Source organism: Rhizobium sp. PAMB 3174, from assembly GCF_052908375.1.
On the sequence record NZ_CM128608.1, the window covers coordinates 2374222 to 2398392 of the forward strand.

Here is a 24171-nt window from a genome sequence, read left to right on the forward strand (position 1 = left end):
CAGGCACAGCCCGGGGATGGCCGACGGGCAACACTCCGTGGGCCTCGCCACTTGCAACATTGCGTCGCGGTTGCCCTCCCATGCGGCTTGATATAACAGGAAGCGCCGGCAAGGCCGGCCTTCAAGAGCAATTTTCCGGAGTGATGAATTTGTCCGCGTCCATTGAACCCATGCCCGTGCAAACCGCATTGGAGAGCGGCATAGACCTGTCCGTCGTCATTCCGGTGTTCAACGAGCAGGAAAGCATTGCGCCGCTGATCGAGCGTGTCACCGACGCTATGAAGGCATTTCCGAAGAGCTGGGAGCTGATCATCGTCGACGACGGCAGCGCCGATGCGACGCTTGCCGGCGCGCGCAAGTTCCTCGACCGCGACGGCCTCGACCTGAAAATCGTCGAGCTGCAGCGCAATTTCGGCCAGACCGCCGCCATGCAGGCCGGCATCGATGCGGCCACCGGCCGGCTGATCGCCACGCTCGACGGTGACCTGCAGAACGACCCGCACGACATTCCGACCATGGTTCAGGCGCTAGAGGATCGCGAACTCGACCTCCTGCAGGGCTGGCGCCAGAACCGCCAGGACGCGCTGGTGCTGCGCAAGATCCCGTCGAAATGCGCCAACTACCTGATCGGCAAGATCACCGGCGTGCGCCTGCACGACTATGGCTGCTCTCTGAAGATCTACCGCGCCTCGGTGATCAAGCAGGTGCGCCTGATCGGTGAAATGCACCGCTTCATCCCGGCCTGGGTCGCCGCCGTCGTGCCCTCCTCGCGCATCGGCGAAATGCCGGTCACCCACCATGCCCGCCAGCACGGTGTCTCGAAGTACGGCATCTCGCGGACCTTCCGCGTCATCCTCGACCTGCTGTCGGTGCTGTTCTTCATGCGCTACAAGGCGCGGCCGGGCCATTTCTTCGGCTCGATCGGGCTGGCCGTCGGCGCACTCAGCGCCCTCATCTTCCTCTGGCTCTTCATCCAGAAATTCGCCTTCGGCGAAGACATCGGCACGCGTCCGCTCCTGACCGTCGGCGTCGTCGGCGTCCTGTCGTCGGTGCAGTTCATCACCACCGGCATTCTCGCCGAGCTCATCACCCGCACGTCCTTCGGCAGCATCGAGAAGCCGAACTACATCGTCAGGACCGTGTTCAAGAAGGATGGCCATGCGTAAGCTGCGTCCATTGCGGGCAGCGGAGACGCAACGACCGGACGGGGCTGTTTCCGCATGACCGCCCGCCCCGCGCCGCCGCCGGCCGCACGGGCCTTCGCGCTGCTGTTTCTCTACTTTGTCCTCTCCGCGATCATCCGGCTGTCGCTGCCGCATTCGCTGCGGCTCGACGAGGCCGAGCAGATCTACATGTCGCAGTGGCTTTCCTGGGGCTACGGCGCGCAGCCACCGCTCTACAACTGGCTGCAGCAAGCCGTCTTCACCGTCACCGGCCCGTCGATTACCGGTATCGTGATCCTGAAGAACGTTCTGCTCTTCGCCTGCTTCGTCTTCTACTGGTTCGCCACCTCGACCGTGATCCGCGATCCGGCGCTGCGGCTTGCCTCGATCGCAGGGCTCATCACGCTGCCGCAGGTATCGCTGGTGGCGCAGCAGGATCTCACCCATACGATCGTGCTTCTGGCGGTCACTGCAGCCTTCCTGTACGCCTTTTTCCGCACGCTGACGGCGCCGAGCCTCGCTTCCTACCTGCTGGCCGGTTTGACCGTTGGGCTGGGGGTCCTGTCGAAGTACAATTTCGCGCTGCTGCCGGTCGTCGCCATCCTGGCGCTCCTGCCGGATCCTACCCTGCGCAAGCGGGTCTTCGACTGGCGGCTTCTCGCCGCGCTGGCGCTTGCCGGACTGATCGTGCTGCCGCATGCGCTGTGGTTCCTCGACCATGCCGGGCTCGCGACCCAGGGCACGCTCGGCAAGATGCAGGGTTCGGCGTCGGGCAGCCACATGCTGCGGTTCTTCAAGGGCATTGGCGCGCTCATCATGGGCATTCTCGCCTTTTGCGCGCTGACGCTGGTGATCTTCGCGGCGATCTTCAGGAAGCCCTTCCTCGACAGCCTGAAGAGCGGCAACGCGATCACGCGGGTCATCGAGCGCATGTTCCTGCTCACGGCCGTGGCGCTGGTCCTGATCATTCTCGTCACCGGCACGACGAAGATGAACGAGCGCTGGCTCGATCCCTTCCTGCTGGTGCTGCCCCTCTATCTCGCAGCCAAGATGGAAGCTGCCGGCATGGATATTTCCGCCGGACTGAAGCGCCTTTCAGCAATGGCGGCGGTCATCCTGATCGGTGTTGCCGCCTTCACCATCATCGAGGTAACCGTCCTGCCTCTCGCCGGCCTCTACAAGCGGATCAACATTCCCTATGGCCCGTTCCTGCAGAGCCTGAAGATGGAGAATGCCGAAACGCCGGCGATGATCGTCACGCAAAGCTGGCTTGAAGCCGGCAATCTGCGGCAGGCCTTCCCGAACGTGCCGGTGCTGGCCGGATCCGGCGACGAACTGCGGCCGGCGGAGGCGATAGACGGCCGGCACCCGCTGCTGCTTGTGTGGACCGACAACAAGCACACCGGCGAAATCCCGGCGGGCATCGTCAAGGCGGCACAGGCCTTTGCCGGCGCGCAGGCAACCGACATCGAGCCGCGGTCGATGACGCTCCCCTATCATTTCGGCTGGGACGGCGAGACCTACACGTTCGGCTATGCGTGGCTTCCATCGCCGAGTGCCGTCGGACTGCCGAAACCATGACGGAGTGGCTCAAAGCACGCCCGGAACGCGTCTTCCTGATTGTCGCGGCCTATTTCGCGCTCAACGTCATCGTGCGCATGGCCATGCCGCATGCGCTCGAGTCGGACGAGGCCGAGCAGGTCTTCTTCGCGCAGTGGTGGGCGCTCGGTTACGGGCCGCAGCCGCCGCTCTACAACTGGCTGCAGCATGCCGTGTTCGATATCTTCGGCGTGTCGATGCTGGCGCTTTCGGCCACCAAGTGCGTGCTCCTGTTCCTGATCTACCTGTTCTACGGGCTGACGGCGCGCATGCTGCTCAAGGACCGGAGCTGGCTGCCGATCGCCGTCCTGTCGCTGCTGACGATCCCGCAGATCAGTTTCGAGGCGCAGCGCGACCTGTCCCATACGGTGGCGGTCACGCTATCCGCCTCCTTCTTCCTGTTTGCCAGCGTGCTGACGCTCAAGCGGCCGAGCCTTTCGAGCTATGTGCTGCTCGGGCTGGCAAGCGGCCTCGGGCTGCTCGCCAAATATAACTTTGCCCTCCTGCCCGCCGCCGTCTTCATCGCGGTGCTGACGGACCGCGAGCTGCGCTCCCGTCTCCTCGACTGGCGCATCCTCATTTCGACGACAATCGCCATCCTCCTCTTCCTGCCGCATGCCGTCTGGCTCGCCGGCAATCTGGATGCGGCCAGCGCAAACACGATCGGCAAGCTGACATCCGGAGACGCACCGGCCAACATGGCCATGGGCTGGCTGAAGGGCGTCGGGTCGCTTGCCATCGCGCTTATCGGCTTTGCCGGCGTCACGCTCGTCGTCTATGCAGCGATCTTCCAGAAGGCACTGCTGGCCTCTTTTCGGGCCGGAACGGTCTGGACGCGCTTCTTCGAGCGGGTGATGCTCTCCATCCTCGTCTTTATCGTCATCATGATCCTCGCCGGCGCCGACAACATCAAGGACCGCTGGCTGACGCCGCTTCTCTTCCTGCTGCCGCTCTATTTCTGCCTGAAGCTGGAAGCCTCGGGACTGGCCGGCTCGGCACTGCTGAAGCCGTTCTGGCGCACCGCCGCCGCCTTCATGATCGTCATTCCGGCAGCACTTTTCCTGCGCGTGCCGCTCGCCCACTTCACCGGCGACTACCAGCGGCCGAGCACGAACTACACCGCAGCGTTCGACACCATGACGAAGGACAGGACGCCCGGCCTTGTGGTCACCGACCGCAAGCTCTACGCCGGCAGCCTGCGGCTCAAGCATCCGGACATCCCGTTCGCGACCTCGGAATTCTCGCTGTTCGAGACGGTCAATCATGCCGACGCAGACCATCCGATCCTGCTCTTCTGGATCAAAAAGAGCAGCGACGCCGGCATGCCGGTCAGTCTTGTGAACTGGCTTGAGAAAAAGGGACTGCCGCAGCCGACGGAAGAGGAGATGAAGCAGGTCTCCATCCCCTACCACTACGCGCGCGGCGACGACGCCACGCTCTTCGGCTACGCCTGGGTCACCCCGCAGCCCTCCGGCAACTAACCCTTCATCTTCGCCCATACGGCATCAAGGCCTTCGCGCAGGACGGCGACCATGCGGTCGACTTCGCCTTCCGTGATGACGAGCGGCGGCGAGGCGAGCATGCGGTCGCCGGTGGCGCGCAGGATGAGGCCGCGCTCCAGGCATTCGTTGCGCACCATCGTGCCGATCTCGTCGGGCTTCTCGAAGCGCTGTCGGGTCTTCTTGTCCTTCGCCAACTGCACCGCGCCCATCAGGCCGACGGAGACGACCTCGCCGACCATGTCGTGGTCCTCGAGGCTCTTCCAGGCCTTGGAAAAATAGGGGCCGATATCGTCATGGACGCGCTCGACCAGCTTTTCCTCCTCGATGATGCGGAGGTTTTCGAGTGCCGCGGCCGCGCAGACCGGATGGCCGGAATAGGTAAAGCCATGGTTGAAGTCGCCGACCTCATTCAGGAACACGTCGGCGACGCGGTCGGAAATCAGCACGCCGCCGATCGGCAGGTAGCCCGACGACAGGCCCTTGGCGATCGGCGCCAGATCGGGCTCGACGCCGAAATGCTGGTGGCCGAACCAGTGGCCGAGACGGCCGAAGCCGCAGATGACCTCGTCGCAGACGAGCAGGATGTTGCGCTCGCGGCAAATGCGGGCGATCTCCGGCCAGTAGGTCGACGGCGGCACGATGACGCCGCCGGCGCCCTGGATCGGCTCGGCGACGAAGGCGGCGACATTCTCCTCTCCGAGTTCGTCGATCTTGGCTTCCAGCTCGCGGGCGCGGGCGAGACCGAATTCCTCCGGGCTCATCTCTCCGCCCTCGGCATACCAGTAGGGCTGGCCGATGTGGTGGATGCCGGCAATCGGCAGGTCGCCCTGCTCGTGCATCCACTTCATGCCGCCGAGCGAGGCGCCGGCGACCGTCGAACCGTGATAGCCGTTGACGCGGGCGATCACCGCCTTCTTCGTCGGCTTGCCGATCGCCGCCCAGTAGACGCGGGCCATGCGGAACCATGTGTCGTTCGCCTCGGAGCCGGAGCCGGTGAAGAAGACGTGGTTGATCTTCTCGCCGGCATGGGCGGTGATCTTCTCGGCGAGCAGCGTCGCCGGCGGCGTCGTGGTGCCGAAGAAAGTGTTGTAGTAGGGCAGCTCGTTCATCTGCCGCATCACCGCCTCGGTGATTTCCCGGCGTCCGTAACCGATATTGACGCACCAGAGGCCGGCGAAGCCGTCGAGATAGCGCTTGCCCGCATTGTCGAAGATGTGACAGCCCTCGCCCCGCTCGATGATGCGGCTGCCCGAGGCATTCAGCTTCTTCATGTCGGAGAAGGGATGGAAATGGTGGGCGGCGTCGATTGCGGCAAGATTGGAAAGCGCTGGCATGATGCTCACTGACTGTTGGTCCGGAAGGTGCCCGCAGATTGGCCACAGAAATCCGGTTTGGCAAGCCGCGATCCGATCGCCGATTGCGCGGCCGGCGTGCGCGGACTAATCTGATCGTCATGCAGGAAGACACACCACGGATCGCCAGGAATATCGGCGCCGGCCTCAGACGCTGGCGGCTGATCAATCGCGTCAAGCAATCGGCGCTGGCGGCCGATTTCGGCGTATCGCAGACGACCGTTTCGCGCTGGGAGGCCGGCCTGCTCGTTCCCGTCGGCGATGATGCCCTCCGCATCGAACGCCTCCTCTCCGCACGGCCGAACTCGGCGGCGGATGCGGCGCTCATCCGGCTCGTCTCAAGTGCAACAACGCCGACGCATCTTGTCTGCGACCTCACCCACCGGCTGCTTGCCGCATCTCCGGGACGGATCGCCGAATGGCGGCTCGGCATGGAGGAGTTGAAGGGAAAGTCGCTCTGGCGCTACGCCACGCCCGGCATAAGGCGCGGCGAGGAACAATTGGAGCGCCGCGGCTGGTTTGAGCCCGTCCCACCGGAAATCACGGTGATCAGCGAAGAGGCCGACAGGCCGGAGGTGGGGATCCGGGCCGGTGAAATCCGCTGGACGCGCATGCCGCTGTCCGACGGCACCTTCGCGCGGCTGGTGACCGACGGCGTGCGCATCGCCCGCGCATAACTTATGCGCCCCTCGCCCTTCCCCGTGAGACGCGGGTTTCGCATGATGCGTGGCAGCCACCGAACGCGCCTGGACCCATGCCATGATGACCGATACCGCCGCCGACCGTCCGCCGATCGCCGATGACCGCCTCAGCGGCATCATCGCCTTCCTGCAGTCCGCCGAAAAACTGAAGGACACGCTACGCAGCGACCGCACCTCCGGCGGACGCCCGGAAAGCACGGCGGAGCACAGCTGGCGGCTCTGCCTCATGGTGCTGATGTTCGAGAAGGAACTTGCCGGCTGCGACGTGCTGAAGCTTCTGAAGCTCTGCGTCCTGCACGATCTCGGCGAGGCAATCTCCGGTGACGTGCCGGCCACCGACCAGTCACCGGACGACGGCAAGGCGGCACGCGAGCGCGCGGACATGGAAATACTCGCCGCGCCGCTGCCCACCGATCTACGGCAGGAGGTCATGGCTCTCTGGGATGAGTATGATGGAGCTGCTACGCCGGAGGCGCTCCTCGCCAAGGGCTTCGACAAGCTGGAGACGATGCTGCAGCATGCCATCGGGCAGAACCGGGCGGATTTCGACTACGCCTTCAATCTCGGCTACGGCGTGGCGCAGACCGACAGGCACCCGCTTCTGAGGCAGATCCGCATCCTTGTCGATGCGGCGACGCGGGATCGCATGACGCGGTAAGGAAGGAGGGGCCGGCAACGGCCAGCCCCTCCGACGGCGGCTCAAAATCCTCCGTTGCCCCATTCGGGGCGCATGAGCCGGCCATTGCCGTCGCTATCGGCCGCATCGAAGCGGGCCGCAGCGGCTCCGGTGAATTCTGCGAGGCTCACCAGCCCATCGCCATCGGCGTCCATCGGCTGGAAGCGGGCTTCCTTGTCTGCCTGACGCGCCGCCTGCATGGCGCCGTTGTTACCCTGCTGCTGGCCCATGCGCACCGCCATGTACTCCTCCAGCGTCAGTTTTCCGTCGCTGTCGGCGTCCATCGCGTAGAAGACGCTCTCGGCGCTGTCGAGGAGTTCCTGGCGGCTGAGCTGGCCGTCGCCATTGGCGTCCATGTCGGCAAAGCGGCCCATCTGGCCCCTGCCCTGCTGGGCGAGCGCCAGCGAAGAGGTGAGCGTCATGGCAAGGGCGAGCGCCGCCACGGTCGTGTTCCTGAGTTTCATATCGAGTTCCTTTCCGGGTTTCGAAGTCTGGGCGGTTCCCGCCAACCGCCACCCGGAGAAGGTATTCGACAAAATACATATTAACTTTGATATGTATCAAGCAATGCTGCAGTCGCAGCCGCGCCTATTCCGCCGCCTCGAAATATTTAAGCGCCGCCTTCTGCAGCTCGGTTTTTGGCTGCGGCAATTTCAACTCGTGACGTCCGTCGTTGCAGAACACATGCGCCTCGCCCCAGGCCGCGAGTGCACGAAGAACCGGCTCCAGCGAACGGCCGAGCGGCGTCAGGTCATAATCGACATGCGGCGGCACGACCGGATGAACGGTGCGCGAAACGAGGCCGGCATCTTCCAGTTCGCGCAGCTGTTTCGTCAGCATGCGCTGGGTGATGCCCGGCATCTTGCGGCGCAGGGCGTTGAAGCGCTGGGTGCCGCCCATGAGGTGGAACAGGATGACGCCTTTCCATTTGCCGTCGAGAAAGCAAAGCGTCGCCTCAACGAAGCAACCGGGGAAATTCTTGGTCAGTTTCGCGCGCGGCCTGGACATTTACAGTATCCTTTTGGGTACTACGTACATAAATTGTGCATTCTTGCGTATATCGAGCCTAGCACTTTAATGGGGCCTGTCCAACCAACCAAGGAGTTTCGCCATGCGCGCCGTCGCCTATTCCGCCCCGCTTCCGATCACGGATGAGCAGTCCCTCGTCGATATCGACATGCCCGTTCCCGAACCGACCGGCCGCGACCTCCTGGTCGAGATCAAGGCCGTTTCGGTCAATCCGGTCGACGTCAAGGTCCGCGGGCACCGGCCGCCCCGCAACGGCCCGCAGACGGTACTCGGCTATGATGCCGCCGGTATCGTCAAGGCCGTGGGTCCGGAGGCGAAGTTCTTCAAGCCGGGCGACGCGGTCTATTATGCCGGGGCGATCAACCGTCAGGGCACCAACAGCGAGTTCCACCTTGTCGACGAACGCATCGTCGGGCACAAGCCGAAGAGCCTCGATTTCCCGGCCGCCGCCGCCCTGCCGCTGACCGCCATCACGGCCTATGAAGCGCTGTTCGACCGGCTGAAGGTGCAGGATCCGGTGCCCGGCGAGCACCGCTCAATACTGATCGTCGGCGGCGCCGGCGGTGTCGGATCGATCGCCATCCAGATCGCTCGGGCGCTGACCGATCTGACCGTCATCGCCACCGCCTCGCGACCGGAAACGAGGGACTGGGTCAAGCAGCTTGGCGCCCACCACGTCATCGACCACAGTGAGGCCATGGCACCGCAGGTCGAGGCGCTCGGCATTCCGGCGCCGGGATTTGCCTTCATCACCAATGACAGCGGCCGTCACGGCGGCGACGTCGCCACCCTGATCGCGCCACAAGGACGTGTGGCGCTGATCGACGACCCGGCAAGCTTCGACATCATGCCGTTCAAGATGAAGGCGGTATCGATCCACTGGGAAATGATGTTCGCCCGCCCGGTCTTCCAGACCGGCGACATCGAGGCGCAGCACATGCTGCTCGACCAGGTCGCCGACCTCGTCGATGCCGGTGCGATCCGCTCGACGCTGACCGAGGTGCTCGGCCCGATCAACGCGGCGACGCTGAAGAAGGCGCACGCCATGATCGAGACCAAAAAGACCAAGGGCAAGCTGGTGCTCTCCGGTTTTTGAAGACTGGCAGCACCCACAAGTTATCCCTTCTCCCCGCCCGCGGGGAGAAGGGACGATCCGCGGCAATCGAGCGGACATCATGACGCAGGTTTGACCCGATTGACATTGGGCAATTTCAGGCCGATTTATTCGCCACGCCCGCAGTTTATTGCCGCCGGGCGGATATCAACGGAGCCATCATCCCAGATGCCAAGCGACAGTAGTAGTCGATTGCCCAAGTCCCGCGCGGCCATCACTGACTGACGTCTCCGTCGGTTCGCCTGATCGGCCGTCATTGGCTGATCGACGGAAAGGCGAACCCCATGAACATCAACAGCATCCCCCGCAGGGCCGCAAATGCTGCCCGCTTTCTTGGCACACTCACCCCGGTCACCGTCGCCGAATATGTCGAACGGCTGAACACGACCGGCGCCAATGAGGCCGCGACCGTTCTTCTGAACCTGCCCGAACGCAAGGCCGTGCGCATCCTGTCCATGCCGGAACTGGAAAACGCCGCCGCCATCCTGGCTGCACTGCCAAGCGCCCGCTCGTCGCACCTCCTCAGGCTGGTCGCCAACGACCGGGTGACGGACATCTTCCAGTCGGCGGATTTCGAAACCCGCGCCACACTGTTTGCCCGGCTGGACCCGGAAACGGCCCGCGCCGTCACGCATCTTCTCGACTATCCGCCGCGCACCGCCGGCGCGATGATGACGACGGAGTTCCTCAGCGTGCCGTCGAACTGGACGGCAGCCGCGACACTTGCCCATGTCCGCGAGGTCGGCCATTCCCGTGAGACGGTCTATGCGATCTACGTGCTTGACGACGCCGACCGGCATCTTGCCGGCGTGGTGACGCTGCGCCGGCTGATCGCCGCCGAGCCGGACGATCCCATCCTGTCGCTGTCGCAGCGCGGCGCAATGGTCTGCGCCAGCCCTCTGATGCCGCAGGAGGACGTCGCCCGCCTGATCCGCAAGCACGACCTGCTGGCGCTGCCCGTCACCGACACCTCCGACCGGGTGCTCGGCATCGTCACCGTCGACGACGTCATCGACACTATGATCGCCGACACGACGGAAGACGCGCAGAAGTTCGGCGGCATGGAAGCGCTCGGCAAGCCCTACATGCAGATCGGCCTCCTCGACATGATCCGCAAGCGGGCCGGCTGGCTGTCGGCACTGTTTCTCGGCGAGATGCTGACGGCGAGCGCCATGCAGCATTTCGAAGGTGAACTGGAAAAGGCCGTCGTGCTGACCCTGTTCATTCCGCTGATCATGAGCTCCGGCGGCAATTCCGGTTCGCAGGCAACCTCGCTCATCATCCGGGCGCTGGCGCTCGGCGAGCTGAAGCTTGGCGACTGGTGGCGGGTGGCGCTGCGCGAACTGCCGGCCGGCCTGTCGCTCGGGGCGATCCTCGGCCTCGTCGGACTTGCCCGCATCACGCTCTGGCAGCAGATCGGCCTCTACGACTACGGTCCGCACTGGGTGCTTGTCGGGCTGACGGTGTTCTCGGCGCTTGTCGGCATCGTCACCTTCGGCTCTATGGCCGGCTCGATGCTGCCCTTCCTGCTGCAACGCCTGAAGCTCGATCCGGCCAGCGCCTCGGCACCGTTCGTAGCAACCCTGGTCGACGTCTCCGGCCTCGTCATCTACTTCAGCGTCGCCGTCGTCATCCTCAGCGGCACGCTGCTCTAGAGCAACCTGGCTCTCCGTCGCTGCCAACCGGGAGCGGCGGACCCATTCCGGCCGTTTCAGGCGCCGCCCATCAGGACCCAGATCAGGATGGAGAGCGTGAAGAACGAGGCGCAGGTGGAAAGAAACAGGGCCGGTGCTGCCACGTGCTGGAAGCCGTATCGGGCGGCGAGGATCGGATAGATCGACATCGGCGGCAGCGCCGCATAGATGATCGCCGCCGTCGCCAGCTCACCGTTTGCGATCCCGAAGCCGAGCCCCGCAAACAGGGCCACCATGGCGAAGACCGCCAGGGGATGGACGACGAGCTTGCCGATCGAGACCATGATCACGTCGAAATTGAAGGTGTTGAGGGAGAGGCCGGCGAGTGTTCCACCGATGACCACCAGCGACACGGCGGCGCTGGACGACGCCAGCAGGTCGATCGGCCCGGACACCAGGCGCGGCAGCGGAATGCCGGCAATCGAAATGCCGAGGCCGACGAAGATCGCCACGATCATCGGATTGCCGAGGAGCTTGCCGGCAATCTTGCGGGCGAGCGGCAGCCCGCCGATCTCGCTGTTGGTCGCCCGTTCGGCGAGAAGCAGTGTCAGCGGCAGGATGAGGATGTTCTCGACCATCATGTTGAGCGCCAGTGCCCGGTCCGCGACCTCCGGCAGGAGCACCAGCACGATCGGATAGCCGACAAAACCGCTGTTCGATGAACTGGCGCCGACGGCACGGAACGTCGCCTGCCCGGCCGAGCGCTTCAGCAGGTAGCGGCTCGCCAGGTAGAAGAAGATGAAGCTGATCAGCGAGCCGGCGGCATAGGCGACGAGATAGCCGCCGTCGACGATCTCGGAGAAATCCCTGAGCGCGAATGCCCGCAGCAGCAGCGCCGGCAGGGCGAAGTTGACCGCATATTTGACGAGAACGCCGAGGTCGCGCTCGGAGAAGAGCGAGATCTTGACGGCGAAGAAGCCGAGGGCGATCAGGACGAAGACCACACCGGTCACATTGACGACATCGAGCATTGAAGGTCCGGGCGTGCGAGGATGCCCCGAAATGCGCGCATAACCTCATAGATTGCAAGGGCGATCAGCCGCGAAATCGTCGCCTCTCTGTCGCTTCTCATAAAAAAAGCCGCCGCCGGAAACCTCCGGCAGCGGCCGTTCATGATTCGTCTGTCTCTGTCAGCTCTTTACCTTGGCCGAAGACAGGCAGGTGACCGACACCGGGTAGCTCAGCGACTTGCGCTCGCTTTCCGTGTTTCCCAGGCTCCACTTGTCCTTCTTGGCCTTGCCGGTCTTGGCGGCCACAGCCTGGAACTGGAAGAAGATGTGCGCCTGGACGTCCCAGGTCTTCGCCAGCACGTCTGACTTCTTCATGCCGCCGGCGACCTTCTGCTGCAGCATGGCGTTGCAGATCTGGACCGGGTTCTTGCCCTGCCAGCCAAGCTTCACGACAGGAACAGCGAAAGAATAGTCGCGGCTGAAAGTCTTGGCCTCGCCGCCGCCGATTTCCCGGCCGGTCAGGCTCTGCTGCCAGAGATTGCCCGGGCTCTCAAAAAAATCGACGCCGTTGAACGAGCCGAGCGCGCCGGCAACGATGCGCTTGCCGGACTTCGCCTTGGCGTAGAGATGCAGCGAGAAGTTATGCGACGTGGGTTTGAGCGCCTTGTAACCGCTGTCCCCTGCGGTCACCTGGATAGGCACAACGTCGATACCGCTCTTCGTGATATCGACCTTGTCGATCCAGTCCGCGGCAGACGCGGACGATGCGAGCAATGCACTGCCAAGTGCGAATGAAGCTGCTGCGATGATGATCTTGCGTGTCATGATGTTCCCTCTCCGGTTCGTCTTGTTGACGAGAAAGGTAATATCGATTCAGGCCTGAACTACGAATGAACGACACGTTCATCGCCTGACTATACTTCAATTGCGCAAGAAACTCCCACACCGACATAAATAAAGGCCGGGGCGAACACCCCGGCCTTTCATACGCACTATGCAGGAAGGTCAGATGCCGTCGATGACCTTGACCCAGCCGTGCGGGTCGTTGGTCTGGCCCTTCTGGATGCCGACCAGCTGGTTGCGCAGCTTCTCGGTCAGCGTACCGGTCTCGCCACCGTTGATCTTGAACTCGCCACCGTCAAACTTGACCGTGCCAATGGCAGCGACGACCGCGGCGGTGCCGCAGGCGAAGGCTTCCTTGAGCTTGCCGCTCTTCGCATCCGCCTGCCATTCCTCGAACGTGTAGGGACGCTCGACGACGGTTGCGCCAGTGTCGCGGGCGAGCTGGATGATCGAGGCACGGGTGATGCCGGGCAGGATGGACCCGCCAAGCGGCGGCGTGACGACCGAGCCGTCATCCATGACGAAGAAGACGTTCATGCCGCCGAGTTCTTCGATGTAGCGCTTTTCGGCGGCATCGAGAAAGACGACCTGGTCGCAGCCATTCTTGTAGGCTTCCGCCTGGGCAAGCAGGCTGGCGGCATAGTTGCCGCCGCACTTGGCCGCACCCGTACCGCCGGGGGCTGCGCGGCTGTAATGTTCGGACACCCAGATGGAGACCGGCTTTGCGCCGCCCTTGAAATAGGGGCCGACCGGCGAGGCGATGACGCAGAAGATGTAGTCGCGGGCCGGACGAACGCCGAGGAAGGCCTCGTTGGCGAACATGAAGGGGCGCAGATAGAGGCTGCCGCCCTCGCCCGACGGGATCCAGTCGCCGTCCTGGCGCACCAGCTTGTCGACGGCTTCGAGGAACAGCGCCTCGGGCAGTTCGGGCATCGCCATGCGGCGGGCGGATTCGTTGAAGCGGCGGGCGTTCTGCTCGGGGCGGAACAGAACCGCGCGACCGTCGCCGGTACGGTAGGCCTTCATGCCCTCGAAGATTTCCTGGGCGTAATGCAGGACGGCGCTGGCCGGATCGATCGGGAACGGCGCACGGGCGGTTACTTCCGCCGAATGCCAGCCCTTGCCCTCGGTCCAGCGGATGACCGCCATGTGATCGGTAAAGACCGTGCCGAAGCCGAGATTTTCAAACAGCTTCGCCCGCTCCGCCACCGGCATCGGGTTCGCATTCGGCTTGATGGAAAATGTCAGGGACGCGGTATCGGCAGGCATTGCGGGCAAACCTTTCGTTTCCTCTCGGTCGGTCAGTCATGCTGACCTTTAAATTCGGCTTCTCGCATATCCCTCGCACCGCGCCTCTGCAAGTGTCTTTTGCACGGATACGGGACGACGCCGAAGGTGGATAGGCGCCGGCAAATTTGCCTCATGGCGACCGACGTGTCACCTTGGACGCTTATGGGGAGAGGAAACATGAAAACAACATTCGCCGCAATGACGTTGCTGGGCATGGTGATCGCGAACGCCGCATTCGCCCATGGCGGCGGCTGCCGCAAGAGTTCGCCGGCAGGGCAATGTTGCCACATGGACAACAAGGCCGGCCAGGTTCACTGCCACTGAGCGGACAGGCGAGACGGCTGCACCATCCCGCCAAATCTGAAATCACATGTTCGGATAGACCGGTCCCTCGCCGCCCTTTCCTGGCGGCGGTCCGTGCGGCCCCTATCCTCACATGTTCGGATAGACCGGTCCTTCGCCGCCTTGTGGCGGAACCCAGGTGATGTTCTGGTTCGGGTCCTTGATGTCGCAGGTCTTGCAGTGGACGCAGTTCTGGGCGTTGATGACGAAGGTCTCATCGCCGTCCTTTTCCACCCATTCGTAGACGCCGGCCGGACAGTAGCGGTTCGACGGGCCGGCATAGACGCCGAGTTCCGATGCCTTCTGCAGCGCCATGTCCTTGACCTTCAGATGCACCGGCTGGTCTTCCTCGTGGTTGGTGTTCGACAGGAACACCGAGGACAGGCGGTCGAAGGTCAGGACGCCATCCGGCTTCGGATAGTCGATCGGCTTGTAGTTGGCCGCCGGCTCCAGCGACTGGGCATCGGTCTTGCCGTGCTTCAGCGTGCCGAAGAAGGAAAAGCCGAACAGCGTGTTGGTCCACATGTCGAGGCCGCCGAGGGCGACGCCGATCGCCGTGCCGAACTTCGACCAGAGCGGCTTGACGTTGCGGACCAGCTTCAGGTCCTTGCCGATCAGGCTCGACCGCCAGGCGTTCTCGATCTCGACCGGCTCGTCGTTGGCGCGGCCGGCGGCAATCGCGTCCACCAGCTTTTCGGCTGCCATCATGCCGGAGATGACGGCATTGTGGCTGCCCTTGATGCGCGGCACATTGACGAAGCCCGCCGAACAGCCAATCAGCGCGCCGCCCGGGAAGGACAGGCGCGGCACGGACTGATAGCCGCCTTCGGTGATGGCGCGGGCGCCGTAGGAGATGCGCTTGCCGCCTTCGAAGGTGCCGCGGATCGCTGGATGCGTCTTGAAGCGCTGGAACTCCTCGAAGGGGTAGAGATAGGGGTTCTTGTAGTTAAGGTGCACCACGAAGCCGACGGCCACCAGATTGTCTTCGAGATGATAGAGGAAGGAGCCGCCGCCGGTCTTCATGCCGAGCGGCCAGCCGAAGGAGTGCTGCACGAGGCCGGGCTTGTGGTTCTCCGGCTTGACCTCCCAGAGTTCTTTCAGGCCGATGCCGAATTTCGGCACGTCACTGTCCTTGTCGAGCTCAAACTTGGCGATCAGCTGCTTGGCGAGCGAGCCGCGCACGCCCTCGCCGATCAGCACGTATTTGCCATGCAGTTCCATGCCGCGGGTGAAGTTCGGGCCGGGCTCGCCGTTCTTCTCGATGCCCATGTCGCCGGTCGCAACCCCGTAGACGGCGCCCGCCTCGTTGTAGAGCACTTCGGTCGCGGCAAAGCCCGGATAGATCTCGACGCCGAGCGCCTCGGCCTTTTCGGCCAGCCAGCGACAGACATTGCCGAGCGAGACGATGTAGTTGCCGTGATTGTTCATCAGCGGCGGCATGAAGGCGTTCGGCAGGCGGATGGAGCCTGCGGGGCCTAGAAGTAGGAAGTGGTCGTCCTTGACCTCGGTCTTGAAGGGATGGCCCTCCTCCTCGCGCCAGCCCGGCAGCAGGGCATCGATGCCGACCGGATCGACGACGGCGCCCGACAGGATATGCGCGCCGACTTCCGCGCCTTTCTCCAGCACGACGACGGAGAGGTCCTCGTTCAGCTGCTTCAACCGGATGGCTGCCGACAGGCCGGCCGGACCGGCGCCGACGATCACAACGTCGAATTCCATGCTTTCGCGTTCGGGAAGTTCCATCGCTTCACTCATTCCGTCCACCCCTATATGGCATGCCTGTCTTTCTGGGCATTATCCTTTGTCAAAAGCGCACCCCCTTGTCGAGCCGCAGTGCGACAGACGTGCGCCCTTTTCCGCAAAAGCTATAATAACCTTTACGTAAACGTCAATATATTTACGCGATGAAGTCGACGTCATCGGGTCGCGGGTGGTTGCGGGCCGTGCGCGACGATGCTACCTGCCCCGGCATTCGCGGCGCGATTTGCCGGTGCGGATTTCCGAAACGACACACTGCAGAACATGGGAGTGCGACGATGGCGTCCGCGCTGGGTCTCGATTTTGGCACGACGAACACGGTGATTGCGCTCGCCCAGGCAGGTGGCGGCACGACGTCGCTCGCCTTTTCGGACGGCGCGCAAACCGCCAACAGCATGCGCACGGCGCTGTCCTTCATGAAGGACCGGAAGCTCGGGGCGCATGCGCTGAACGTCGAGGCGGGCCATGCGGCCATTCGCCAGTTCATCGACAATCCCGGCGAATGCCGTTTCCTGCAGTCGATCAAGACCTTTGCCGCGAGCGCCCTCTTCCAGGGCACGCTGGTTCATGCGCGGCGGCACGAGTTCGAAGACCTGATGGAAATCTTCATCCGCCGGTTGAAGCAGTATGCCGGTGACGGCTGGCCAACGGAGGTCAGCCGCGTGATCGCCGGTCGTCCGGTTCGTTTCGCCGGTGCGCGACCCGACGAGGACCTCGCCGTCAGCCGCTACAACGAAGCGCTCGGACGCCTCGGCTTTCCGGAAATCCATTATGTCTACGAACCGGTCGCCGCCGCCTATTACTTTGCCCGCCGGCTGAAGAGTGACGCGACCGTGCTCGTTGCCGATTTCGGCGGCGGCACGACGGACTATTCGCTGATCCGCTTTGAATTCGTTGCCGGCGACTTGCGCGCCACGCCGATCGGTCAGTCCGGCGTCGGGGTTGCCGGCGACAATTTCGACTTCCGCATCATCGACAATGTCGTCTCGCCGCAGATCGGCAAGGGCAGCCATTTCAAGAGCTTCGGCAAGACGCTGGAAGTGCCCACCAGCTACTATGCGCAGTTCGGCCGCTGGAACCAGCTATCGGTGTTCAAGGCCAGCCGCGAGTTTTCCGAACTGCAGAAGCTGGTTTCCTCCAGCCTGGAACCGGAGAAGCTGGAGCGCTTCATCGACCTTATTGATTACGACGAGGGCTATCCGCTCTATCAGGCGGTTTCGGCGGCGAAGATGGCGCTGTCGCACGAAGAGGAAACCGAATTCCACTTCCCGCCGCTCGGGCCCGACAGCCGCCGGACGATCCGCCGGAGCGACTTCGACGGCTGGATTTCGGAGGAACTGGCACGGCTTGAGGAAGGGCTCGACGACGTGCTGGCAAAGACCGGCACCAAGGATAGCCAGGTCGACAAGGTGTTCCTGACCGGCGGCACGTCCTTCGTACCTGCCGTGCGGCGGATCTTCAGCAATCGCTTCGACGCCGACAAGATCGAGACGGGCGAGGAACTGCTGTCGATCGCGCATGGCCTGGCGCTGATCGGCGAGGTCGCCGACATCGAACGCTGGACGGCCTGAGGCCCTTCCCCCTTCCAATCCACCTTCGATCGCCTATAACCACCTCTACGCGAAACAGAAACGTTCAGGGAGTGAGGCGATGGATCTCGGATTGAAGGGAAAGCGGGCGCTGGTTCTGGCCTCGTCGAGTGGTCTCGGCCTCGGCATAGCCCAGGCGCTGGCCCGCGAAGGCGCGCATGTCCTGATTTGCGGGCGCAACGGCGAAAAGCTCGAGGCGAACTGCGACGCGATCAATGCCGAAAAGGCCGGCAAGGCGGACTGGGTCGCCGTCGACCTCAATGACCCGGCGGCCACCGCCAGGCTCGTTTCCGCCGTCAAGGAGAAGCTCGGCCGGACCGACATTCTCGTCAACAATACCGGCGGCCCGGTGCCCGGCAGCGCGCAGGACATGTCTGTGGAGAACCTGCAGACCTATTTCCAGTCGATGGTTGTCAGCATCATTTCGCTGACCGCGGCGCTGCTGCCGTCGATGAAGGAACACGGCTGGGGGCGCATCCTGACGGTCGCCTCGTCCGGCGTCTTCGAACCGATCCCCAATCTGGCGCTCTCGAACACGCTGCGCTCCGCGCTGGTCGGCTGGAACAAGACGCTGTCTTCGGAAATTGCAAAGCATGGCGTGACGGCCAATCTGCTGCTGCCGGGACGCATCGCCACGGCCCGCCTCGACCAGCTGGACCGGGCCAATGCCGAGCGCTCCGGCAAGTCTCTCGAGGATGTCCGCTCGGCGTCTGAGGCCTCCATTCCGACGGGCCGTTACGGTCGCGTCGAGGAGTTTGCCGCGACCGCCGCCTTCCTCGTTTCGGAGCCGGCCAGCTACATCACCGGCAGCCTGATCCGCTGCGACGGCGGCGCGGCAAGGTCAATCTGAAGACAGTGATCGATAGACTTCCATCGATCACGCTCTTTATTGCTTAACCATGCCGATAGATTGCCTGACCATGCCGGGTGAACCGTCGCCGGCATGGGGAAAATCTCAAGAGATTCTTAAAGTGCCGATGCTAGTTATGGCCTCATAGCATAATCAGGTCTAAAGGCGGGGCAAAATCATGAAGCAACCGGTACGAAGCAATCCAAGACAGGAGATGAGCATGAGCACGCTCGCCCTCCTGGAGCGCTTCCGGCTTGAAGCCAGCCCGGTCAACTTCGAGCTCATTCACGACATCGTTTCGGGCAACAATCCGGAACTGCGCCGCCGGTTCTCCGAGCTCGGCAAGAACATCACGCCGGCCTCCGTGGAAGAACTGGCGCGCGAGTTCCTGCCGCATCATTTCGGCGACTCCATCTACGAGCACTCCGCCGATACGCTGCGCGACGAACTGAGCAACCTGCAGCTGCTCCTTCATGAAGGCCAGTCCAAGCTGCAGCAGTACACCGATACGCTGAAGACCGCCAACGAGCGCTTCGACCGGATCAACCCGGCCGACACCACCGCCATCCGCAAGGAGCTCGCCCGCGTTACCTCGGCAACGGCCGAGCAGAGTACCTTTTCCGCCGGCATACTTCGATCGGTCGGCGAGCAGATGCGGTCCGTCGACCGCTTGTCGAACGAGATGTCCGACGTCGCACGCGCCAAGTTCCTGCATCCGATGACCGGACTGAACAACCGCCGCGCCTACAACAAGCAGCTCGCCGAAATCTACCGCCAGGAGCGCTTCACCCAGAGCATCACGCTGATCCTCGGCAGCATCCGCAATTTCGAGTATCTGGACGCGCCGCAGCTTATGAAGCCAAAGACGCTGATCCTGGAAAAGTTCGGCGCCTTCATGCTTCAGAGGCTCGATGAGGACGACACCGGTTTCTGGCTCGACCAGCCGCAAATGGGCTTCCTCATCACCTCCGGCGAAAAGCAGGGGATCCTGCAGTTCTGCAACACCCTGCGGGAGAACCTGACCCGGCAGGTCGAGGCCGTCCGGCCGCTCTTGCCCAAGGCACCGCCGCTTCAGATCTCGTTCGGTTGCTCCGACACGTTCGGCGCCGGCACGGCGGCAATGCTGATCCGCAATGCGGAGCTTGCGCTTGAAAGCGCCAAGACAGCCGGTCCGCACGAAACCGTCTTCCATGACGACATGGGCGATGCGGGCGGAGACGGCCGGAATTACGCGCTCTACGGCCGACAGGGCTTCACCGTCTGACAAGAGTGATCCCGCGCGCCGAAGCGGCACCCCGCGCACTTGCCGTCGCGGCGGGCCCGGCCCATATAGTCGTGTGCAATCACGCACATTCGACGAGGCATCACACATGATCCGCAAGGCCGCGACCGTCATCGCCGTTCTGGCAATCCTCATAGGTCTCGTCTGGATGGGCCAAGGCAGCGGATATTTCCCCTACCCCGCGTCCAGCTTCATGATCGACCAGAGCCCGTGGATCACCAATGGCGCGATCCTCGCCATCGCCGGACTTGTCCTGCTGTGGGTTTCCCGCCGCTACCTGCGCTGAGTGACTTCCCGGCCTTTCAGCCGTGAGGCTGTTGGTCTATGGTGCACGCTATGAACACCACCCCCATCGACCTCTATCAGCCTGACGAACTGGCCGCGCTTCTGCATTTCTATGCGGAATCGGGCGTCGACTGGCTGATCGAGGACGAACCGCAGGATCGTTTCGCAGAATTCAAGGCGCAACAGGCGGCACGCGCTGCAATCCGCGAAAGCCAGGCGCCGGTCCAGAAGGAGCGTCCCGCCCGCAATGCCGCGCAGCGTGCCGAGCCTCAGGCGCGCGCGCCATCCCAGCCTGTCGCCATACCGGACGAGCAGGCGGTCGCCCAGGCGCGGCTTGCGGCCGAAGGAGCGAGTTCGCTCGAAGCGCTCGAAGCGGCCATCAAGGCGTTTTCCGGCTGCAACCTCAAGAACAGCGCGCGCAACAGCGTGTTTTCGTCCGGTGACGCGGCCTGCCGGCTGATGATCGTCGGCGCAGCGCCGAGCGCCGACGACGATCGCGAAGGCGCGCCGTTCAGCGGGCCGGCCGGCGCCCTGCTCGATCGCATGCTGGCCGCGATCCGATTGTCCCGCGAGGATGTGCTGCTGACCTCATCCATCCCCTGGCGCCCGCCGGGTGACCGCGCGCCCTCGCCCGCCGAGACGGAGATCTGCCGTCCGTTCATCGAGCGCGCCATCACGCTGGTACAACCGCCCGTGCTGCTCATCATGGGCAATCTCGCGGCGCGCATGCTGTTCGGCGGCAACCGCCCCATCCATGCGCTGCGCGGCGAATGGCGCGACCTCGATCTCGGCGGCGGCAAGCCGGTGCCCGCCATCGCGACCTTCCATCCGCAGGATCTGATCGCCGCGCCACTCAGCAAGCGCATGGCATGGCAGGATCTGCAGAAGCTCTCCGAGCGCCTCGCGACGCCGGCGGACTGACGCCCGGCACCGCCGGCCCGGCACCGCCGGAGCGGAAGACGCTCGCGGGCGACACCGCCCCCTGACTCCCTTGGTTAAAGTTTTATGAATTCTGCCATGCGTCCGGCGCATGGCAGTTCCGCGAAATGCTGCATTGCAAAATCAACTTCGCACCGCAATATACCGATTGTGTCTTGGGAGGAACGAATCGAATTAGGAACCAAGGCAATGTCCAACCGTTTTCGCCCTATCCATTCGGGTTTTGAAACCCTTCGCATCGCCGGCGACCGGCTCCACGCAGCTCGGTCCTATCACCAGTTCGGCGCCGTCGCCAATGAGCAGATGACCGCACGAGGCTACGGCCACATCACTCGCCCGACTGCGATTTTTGCGGATTTCCAGGAACGTTGAGCCGCCTGGCTCACCCCGGAATATCTCAAGCGAAGGAAAAACATCGTGTTTAAGCCCATCAAGAATATGCTTCACACTTGGAATGAGCTGTCGGCCATCAACCAGGCCGTCAGGGCCTCGCAGGTGTTTGCCGAAGAGCTTTCGTCGAAGGCTCAGCGCCGCAAGACCGTCAACGACCCGGCCGCCACCGTTCCTCTCTGAGCGACCATGTCGCGAACCATGCGCGGCGCTCTTCGCTCGCGCGCCGGCATCTGCCGGAGACAAGGCCCGGCAGCATCTCTCGATGCCGGTGCAATCCTAACGGGCGACGTTCAGACTTGTCGGCCGATCGCTGTTCTTCAACGCTGAATAGATCGTGTTGCGGGCGGCATTGCTGACGACGGGCTCGGCGAGAGCCCATTCAAACGCCTCTTCCACATAGTGGAACTTGATTGCCTGCCAGTGCCTGTATTCGTCCACGAATGCCTCGCTGATCCACATCGGCGAACGGTTTGGCGTGCCCTGCCAGCCGATCAAACCTGCCTTGATCGCATTGCGAAGGATGCGGCGCAGATGCGTCGCCGAAATCATGAAGGTGGACGCCATGTCCTCGACGTCCACCAGACCGAGGTCGAAGTGGCCGTCGACAGGCTTTGTGCCGCCGATCTTCTGCATGAACTCGTCGACCACGAGGCCACCCGAGACCGTCCACAGGAAATGTCCCACCCGCTCCGTCGGGTGACGCCAGCGCTCGTCAGCCAGGCAGTTGCGCGCCATTCTCGGCTGGGCGAGGCAGAATACCTCCGGCCGCTCCAAGAATGTTGTCGCCCGCGCTCCGCCATCCATCGAATCGAGCGACGCGAGGTTGGCGCCGTACCAAAGGAACAGCAGGTAGCTGCTGAATTCCGACGCTGCAAACCGGCGCGGACGCCGCCGCCCGCGAGGCGTCACGTCGAGGATATGCTGATAGGCGAGAAGCTCGTCGATGAAGGCCAGCAGCGTGTTTCGGCTGACCACCTTCAACGGCATCAGCAGATCCTTTATGTCCGTCAGCGTAAAGCCGTCGTCGGACCGATGCAGTTCTTCCATGTATAGCGCATAGGCCGCCTGGATCATCAGCCAGCGCTGATGCGTCGCCATCGACAGGGTCAACCGCGGCGAGCTATCGAACATCGTGCGGCAGGTGGACGACCATTGGGCCAGGGCAGCGAGGAAGGCAGGGTGCTGCGCCAGTTCTTCGACACTCCGTGCCATCAGCGTCTTTCCATGTCCGATCCAGAATTGACAACGCCCGCGGAAAACGCAGCGGGCTAACAATAAAAGCGTTTTAAAACAATAGGGCTGATCCGTGGCATCCGTAGACGGGCCAGGATTTTCTGCAGCGGTATCGCTAAAAATACGCACGACCGCAATCCGCAGATGTTACTACCCGCGTCTCAGCACTGCTCCGCCGTGTCGCAATCCGGCCCATGGAGGGCTGCCGCAGTTGGTAAGGTCTGCCGAATTCGGGACCGGAAGTCACAAAGCATCGGCGACACGGTTGACCTGTGCCCCTTCGCAATGATCCAATTGCGACAATTCGCACGAACAGCCTTGCCTTAACAAGAAAGCGAACCGGATGCTCAATAGCCTCATTTCCGTTGCCAGCCTCATGGTGTCCACGCTGCTGATGATGACCGGCTACGGGCTGATGAACTATCTGGTTCAGATCCGCGCGCTGGCCGAAGGCTGGTCGACCCTGTCGATCTCGATCATCGCCACCGGCTATACTTGCGGCTTCGTGGTCGCCGGCCTCGTCATTCCCAAGCTCGTGCAGCGGGTCGGCCACGTGCGCGTCTTCGGCGCGGTCATCACGCTCCTGACCGTCTCCTGCCTCAGTTGCGCGCTGGTGGTCAACGAATTCGCATGGTTCGCCTTTCGCGGCCTCGCCGGCTTTGCCATCGCCGGCGCCTACATGATCATCGAAAGCTGGCTCAACGAACGGGTCAACAACGAGAATCGCGGCTCGCTCTTCTCCTTCTACATGGTGACGTCGCTGGTCGGCTCGATTGCCGGCCAGTACGCCGTACCGCTCGGCGATCCGCAGACCACCGGCCTGTTCATCGTCTGCGGCATCGTCTTCTCCTTCGCGCTCCTGCCGACCACTCTGTCGAGCGCGCAATCGCCGATGCCGATCAGCCAGGGCAAGTTCGACCTGCCGAAGCTCTTCCGCCGCTCGCCGATCGCCTTCATCGGCTCGCTGCTCTCCGGCGCGCTGTGGGGCACGTGGGGGAGCCTTGGCGGCGTCTTCGCGCAGCGCATCGGCTTTACGACCGCCGAGGGCGCCACGCTGTTGGCGGCCTGCCTCGCCGGTGGCGCGATCTTCCAGATTCCGATCGGCCGGCTCTCCGACAAGTTCGATCGCCGTCTGGTGATGATCGGCTGCGGCGTGATCGGCGGGCTCGCCTGCGTGGTCATGGGCCTGGTCGGCGCCAGCGTTATCACCTACTTCGCCGCCTTCATCCTCGGCATCGGCCTGTTTCCGATCTACGCGCTCAATGCCGCGCATGCCAACGACCTCGCCGACCCTCAGGAATATGTGACGATTTCCAGCGGTATCATGATCCTCTACGGCCTCGGCACCGTCGGCGGGCCGCTTTTGTCCGGCGTGGTTATGAACGCGACGGGGCCGATCGGGATGATCTGGCTGATGATGGTCCTGTTTGTCGTCTACGCCGCCTATGCCGCCTGGCGGCGCACCCGGCGCGCCGACCTGGAAGGCGTCGTCGACAAGACGGACTTCCAGGCTATGGCCGTTCCGATCAATGCCACCGATCCGGTCAACAGCCCCGGCTCGGCGCTCAGCGACGAGATCTGATCGTC

Annotated in this window: 24 protein-coding genes; 16 read left to right on the forward strand and 8 right to left on the reverse strand. The window is 63.4% G+C overall.

Going from position 1 to position 24171, the window contains the following annotated elements; genetic code table 11:
* The first annotated feature begins 170 nt into the window (after positions 1–170).
* From ACU5AY_RS11390 to ACU5AY_RS11400, 3 genes are read left to right on the forward strand one after another with little or no spacing between them, the layout of a single operon-like run.
* The gene (locus ACU5AY_RS11390) at positions 171–1166 is read left to right on the forward strand and encodes a glycosyltransferase family 2 protein (protein WP_446828997.1); all 996 of its coding nucleotides are present in this window, start codon (positions 171–173) and stop codon (positions 1164–1166) included.
* 54 nt (positions 1167–1220) lie between these two features.
* Complete coding sequence (locus ACU5AY_RS11395) at positions 1221–2744, forward strand: glycosyltransferase family 39 protein (RefSeq protein WP_446826294.1); 1524 nt, start codon at positions 1221–1223, stop codon at positions 2742–2744.
* Positions 2741–4243, forward strand: coding sequence for a glycosyltransferase family 39 protein (locus tag ACU5AY_RS11400; RefSeq protein ID WP_446826295.1), 1503 nt, complete (start codon positions 2741–2743; stop codon positions 4241–4243). Before ACU5AY_RS11395 ends, ACU5AY_RS11400 begins: the two co-directional genes overlap by 4 nt.
* Here the strand turns inward: ACU5AY_RS11400 and ACU5AY_RS11405 are convergent.
* Positions 4240–5598: an aspartate aminotransferase family protein gene (locus ACU5AY_RS11405; protein ID WP_446828998.1), complete on the reverse strand. Its 1359-nt coding sequence runs from the start codon at positions 5596–5598 to the stop codon at positions 4240–4242. The two genes, ACU5AY_RS11400 and ACU5AY_RS11405, sit on opposite strands and share 4 nt — an antisense overlap.
* Before the next feature lie 119 nt (positions 5599–5717).
* Between ACU5AY_RS11405 and ACU5AY_RS11410 the strand changes: the two genes are divergently transcribed.
* Together ACU5AY_RS11410 and ACU5AY_RS11415 are read left to right on the forward strand one after the other, a co-directional pair.
* Positions 5718–6293: a helix-turn-helix domain-containing protein gene (locus tag ACU5AY_RS11410; RefSeq protein WP_446826296.1), complete on the forward strand. Its 576-nt coding sequence runs from the start codon at positions 5718–5720 to the stop codon at positions 6291–6293.
* A gap of 85 nt (positions 6294–6378) precedes the next feature.
* Positions 6379–6975: an HD domain-containing protein gene (locus ACU5AY_RS11415; RefSeq protein WP_446828999.1), complete on the forward strand. Its 597-nt coding sequence runs from the start codon at positions 6379–6381 to the stop codon at positions 6973–6975.
* Positions 6976–7016: 41 nt separating this feature from the next.
* Here ACU5AY_RS11415 and ACU5AY_RS11420 read toward each other — a convergent pair whose 3' ends face one another.
* Positions 7017–7457 (reverse strand): EF-hand domain-containing protein, encoded by a 441-nt coding sequence (locus tag ACU5AY_RS11420; protein WP_446826297.1) that lies wholly within the window; start codon positions 7455–7457, stop codon positions 7017–7019.
* Between the two features lie 124 nt (positions 7458–7581).
* Complete coding sequence (locus ACU5AY_RS11425; RefSeq protein WP_446826298.1) at positions 7582–8001, reverse strand: winged helix-turn-helix transcriptional regulator; 420 nt, start codon at positions 7999–8001, stop codon at positions 7582–7584.
* Between the two features lie 103 nt (positions 8002–8104).
* Here ACU5AY_RS11425 and ACU5AY_RS11430 point away from each other — a divergent pair, with 103 nt between their 5' ends.
* The gene (locus ACU5AY_RS11430) at positions 8105–9118 is read left to right on the forward strand and encodes a zinc-binding alcohol dehydrogenase family protein (RefSeq protein WP_446826299.1); all 1014 of its coding nucleotides are present in this window, start codon (positions 8105–8107) and stop codon (positions 9116–9118) included.
* A gap of 302 nt (positions 9119–9420) precedes the next feature.
* Positions 9421–10791 carry a magnesium transporter gene (gene mgtE, locus ACU5AY_RS11435; protein WP_446824824.1) on the forward strand — a complete coding sequence of 457 codons (1371 nt, stop codon included), beginning with the start codon at positions 9421–9423 and terminating at the stop codon, positions 10789–10791.
* A gap of 56 nt (positions 10792–10847) precedes the next feature.
* Here mgtE and ACU5AY_RS11440 read toward each other — a convergent pair whose 3' ends face one another.
* From ACU5AY_RS11440 to ACU5AY_RS11450, 3 genes are all read right to left on the reverse strand, one after another.
* Positions 10848–11801: an AEC family transporter gene (locus ACU5AY_RS11440; RefSeq protein ID WP_446826300.1), complete on the reverse strand. Its 954-nt coding sequence runs from the start codon at positions 11799–11801 to the stop codon at positions 10848–10850.
* Between the two features lie 159 nt (positions 11802–11960).
* Positions 11961–12605, reverse strand: coding sequence for a hypothetical protein (locus tag ACU5AY_RS11445; RefSeq protein WP_446826301.1), 645 nt, complete (start codon positions 12603–12605; stop codon positions 11961–11963).
* Between the two features lie 180 nt (positions 12606–12785).
* The gene (locus tag ACU5AY_RS11450; RefSeq protein ID WP_446826302.1) at positions 12786–13892 is read right to left on the reverse strand and encodes a branched-chain amino acid aminotransferase; all 1107 of its coding nucleotides are present in this window, start codon (positions 13890–13892) and stop codon (positions 12786–12788) included.
* Positions 13893–14090: 198 nt separating this feature from the next.
* On the opposite strand from ACU5AY_RS11450, the gene ACU5AY_RS11455 reads away from it, so the two are divergent.
* Positions 14091–14237: a hypothetical protein gene (locus ACU5AY_RS11455; protein ID WP_446826303.1), complete on the forward strand. Its 147-nt coding sequence runs from the start codon at positions 14091–14093 to the stop codon at positions 14235–14237.
* A gap of 108 nt (positions 14238–14345) precedes the next feature.
* Here the strand turns inward: ACU5AY_RS11455 and ACU5AY_RS11460 are convergent, their stop codons facing one another.
* Complete coding sequence (locus tag ACU5AY_RS11460; protein WP_446826304.1) at positions 14346–16010, reverse strand: 4Fe-4S dicluster domain-containing protein; 1665 nt, start codon at positions 16008–16010, stop codon at positions 14346–14348.
* A 281-nt stretch (positions 16011–16291) separates the two neighbouring features.
* Here ACU5AY_RS11460 and ACU5AY_RS11465 point away from each other — a divergent pair, with 281 nt between their 5' ends.
* The 7 genes from ACU5AY_RS11465 (at position 16292) to ACU5AY_RS11495 (ending at position 21531) form a co-directional block, all read left to right on the forward strand.
* Positions 16292–17584 carry an Hsp70 family protein gene (locus ACU5AY_RS11465; protein ID WP_446826305.1) on the forward strand — a complete coding sequence of 431 codons (1293 nt, stop codon included), beginning with the start codon at positions 16292–16294 and terminating at the stop codon, positions 17582–17584.
* Between the two features lie 79 nt (positions 17585–17663).
* Positions 17664–18452 carry an SDR family oxidoreductase gene (locus tag ACU5AY_RS11470; protein WP_446826306.1) on the forward strand — a complete coding sequence of 263 codons (789 nt, stop codon included), beginning with the start codon at positions 17664–17666 and terminating at the stop codon, positions 18450–18452.
* 220 nt (positions 18453–18672) lie between these two features.
* Positions 18673–19716, forward strand: coding sequence for a diguanylate cyclase domain-containing protein (locus ACU5AY_RS11475; protein ID WP_446826307.1), 1044 nt, complete (start codon positions 18673–18675; stop codon positions 19714–19716).
* A 109-nt stretch (positions 19717–19825) separates the two neighbouring features.
* Positions 19826–20020: a hypothetical protein gene (locus ACU5AY_RS11480; protein WP_446829000.1), complete on the forward strand. Its 195-nt coding sequence runs from the start codon at positions 19826–19828 to the stop codon at positions 20018–20020.
* A gap of 50 nt (positions 20021–20070) precedes the next feature.
* Complete coding sequence (locus ACU5AY_RS11485) at positions 20071–20940, forward strand: uracil-DNA glycosylase (protein ID WP_446826308.1); 870 nt, start codon at positions 20071–20073, stop codon at positions 20938–20940.
* 207 nt (positions 20941–21147) lie between these two features.
* Entirely contained in the window at positions 21148–21330 is a 183-nt protein-coding gene (locus ACU5AY_RS11490; RefSeq protein ID WP_446824834.1) for a hypothetical protein, read from the forward strand.
* A 45-nt stretch (positions 21331–21375) separates the two neighbouring features.
* Positions 21376–21531: a hypothetical protein gene (locus tag ACU5AY_RS11495; RefSeq protein WP_446826309.1), complete on the forward strand. Its 156-nt coding sequence runs from the start codon at positions 21376–21378 to the stop codon at positions 21529–21531.
* A gap of 96 nt (positions 21532–21627) precedes the next feature.
* On the opposite strand, the gene ACU5AY_RS11500 is transcribed toward ACU5AY_RS11495, so the two are convergent.
* Positions 21628–22563: a hypothetical protein gene (locus ACU5AY_RS11500; protein WP_446826310.1), complete on the reverse strand. Its 936-nt coding sequence runs from the start codon at positions 22561–22563 to the stop codon at positions 21628–21630.
* A gap of 364 nt (positions 22564–22927) precedes the next feature.
* On the opposite strand from ACU5AY_RS11500, the gene ACU5AY_RS11505 reads away from it, so the two are divergent.
* Positions 22928–24166, forward strand: a complete 1239-nt coding sequence (locus ACU5AY_RS11505) for an MFS transporter (RefSeq protein ID WP_446824837.1) — start codon at positions 22928–22930, stop codon at positions 24164–24166.
* The last annotated feature ends 5 nt before the right edge of the window (positions 24167–24171 follow it).

Excerpts from the sequence above, each read along its gene's own strand:
- ACU5AY_RS11390 (WP_446828997.1), top strand. The coding sequence starts at position 171 with ATGCCCGTGCAAACCGCATTGGAGAGCGGCATAGACCTGTCCGTCGTC.
- ACU5AY_RS11395 (WP_446826294.1), top strand. The coding sequence starts at position 1,221 with ATGACCGCCCGCCCCGCGCCGCCGCCGGCCGCACGGGCCTTCGCGCTG.
- ACU5AY_RS11400 (WP_446826295.1), top strand. The coding sequence starts at position 2,741 with ATGACGGAGTGGCTCAAAGCACGCCCGGAACGCGTCTTCCTGATTGTC.
- ACU5AY_RS11405 (WP_446828998.1), bottom strand. The coding sequence starts at position 5,598 with ATGCCAGCGCTTTCCAATCTTGCCGCAATCGACGCCGCCCACCATTTC.
- ACU5AY_RS11410 (WP_446826296.1), top strand. The coding sequence starts at position 5,718 with ATGCAGGAAGACACACCACGGATCGCCAGGAATATCGGCGCCGGCCTC.
- ACU5AY_RS11415 (WP_446828999.1), top strand. The coding sequence starts at position 6,379 with ATGACCGATACCGCCGCCGACCGTCCGCCGATCGCCGATGACCGCCTC.
- ACU5AY_RS11420 (WP_446826297.1), bottom strand. The coding sequence starts at position 7,457 with ATGAAACTCAGGAACACGACCGTGGCGGCGCTCGCCCTTGCCATGACG.
- ACU5AY_RS11425 (WP_446826298.1), bottom strand. The coding sequence starts at position 8,001 with ATGTCCAGGCCGCGCGCGAAACTGACCAAGAATTTCCCCGGTTGCTTC.
- ACU5AY_RS11430 (WP_446826299.1), top strand. The coding sequence starts at position 8,105 with ATGCGCGCCGTCGCCTATTCCGCCCCGCTTCCGATCACGGATGAGCAG.
- mgtE (WP_446824824.1), top strand. The coding sequence starts at position 9,421 with ATGAACATCAACAGCATCCCCCGCAGGGCCGCAAATGCTGCCCGCTTT.
- ACU5AY_RS11440 (WP_446826300.1), bottom strand. The coding sequence starts at position 11,801 with ATGCTCGATGTCGTCAATGTGACCGGTGTGGTCTTCGTCCTGATCGCC.
- ACU5AY_RS11445 (WP_446826301.1), bottom strand. The coding sequence starts at position 12,605 with ATGACACGCAAGATCATCATCGCAGCAGCTTCATTCGCACTTGGCAGT.
- ACU5AY_RS11450 (WP_446826302.1), bottom strand. The coding sequence starts at position 13,892 with ATGCCTGCCGATACCGCGTCCCTGACATTTTCCATCAAGCCGAATGCG.
- ACU5AY_RS11455 (WP_446826303.1), top strand. The coding sequence starts at position 14,091 with ATGAAAACAACATTCGCCGCAATGACGTTGCTGGGCATGGTGATCGCG.
- ACU5AY_RS11460 (WP_446826304.1), bottom strand. The coding sequence starts at position 16,010 with ATGAGTGAAGCGATGGAACTTCCCGAACGCGAAAGCATGGAATTCGAC.
- ACU5AY_RS11465 (WP_446826305.1), top strand. The coding sequence starts at position 16,292 with ATGGCGTCCGCGCTGGGTCTCGATTTTGGCACGACGAACACGGTGATT.
- ACU5AY_RS11470 (WP_446826306.1), top strand. The coding sequence starts at position 17,664 with ATGGATCTCGGATTGAAGGGAAAGCGGGCGCTGGTTCTGGCCTCGTCG.
- ACU5AY_RS11475 (WP_446826307.1), top strand. The coding sequence starts at position 18,673 with ATGAGCACGCTCGCCCTCCTGGAGCGCTTCCGGCTTGAAGCCAGCCCG.
- ACU5AY_RS11485 (WP_446826308.1), top strand. The coding sequence starts at position 20,071 with ATGAACACCACCCCCATCGACCTCTATCAGCCTGACGAACTGGCCGCG.
- ACU5AY_RS11490 (WP_446824834.1), top strand. The coding sequence starts at position 21,148 with ATGTCCAACCGTTTTCGCCCTATCCATTCGGGTTTTGAAACCCTTCGC.
- ACU5AY_RS11500 (WP_446826310.1), bottom strand. The coding sequence starts at position 22,563 with ATGGCACGGAGTGTCGAAGAACTGGCGCAGCACCCTGCCTTCCTCGCT.
- ACU5AY_RS11505 (WP_446824837.1), top strand. The coding sequence starts at position 22,928 with ATGCTCAATAGCCTCATTTCCGTTGCCAGCCTCATGGTGTCCACGCTG.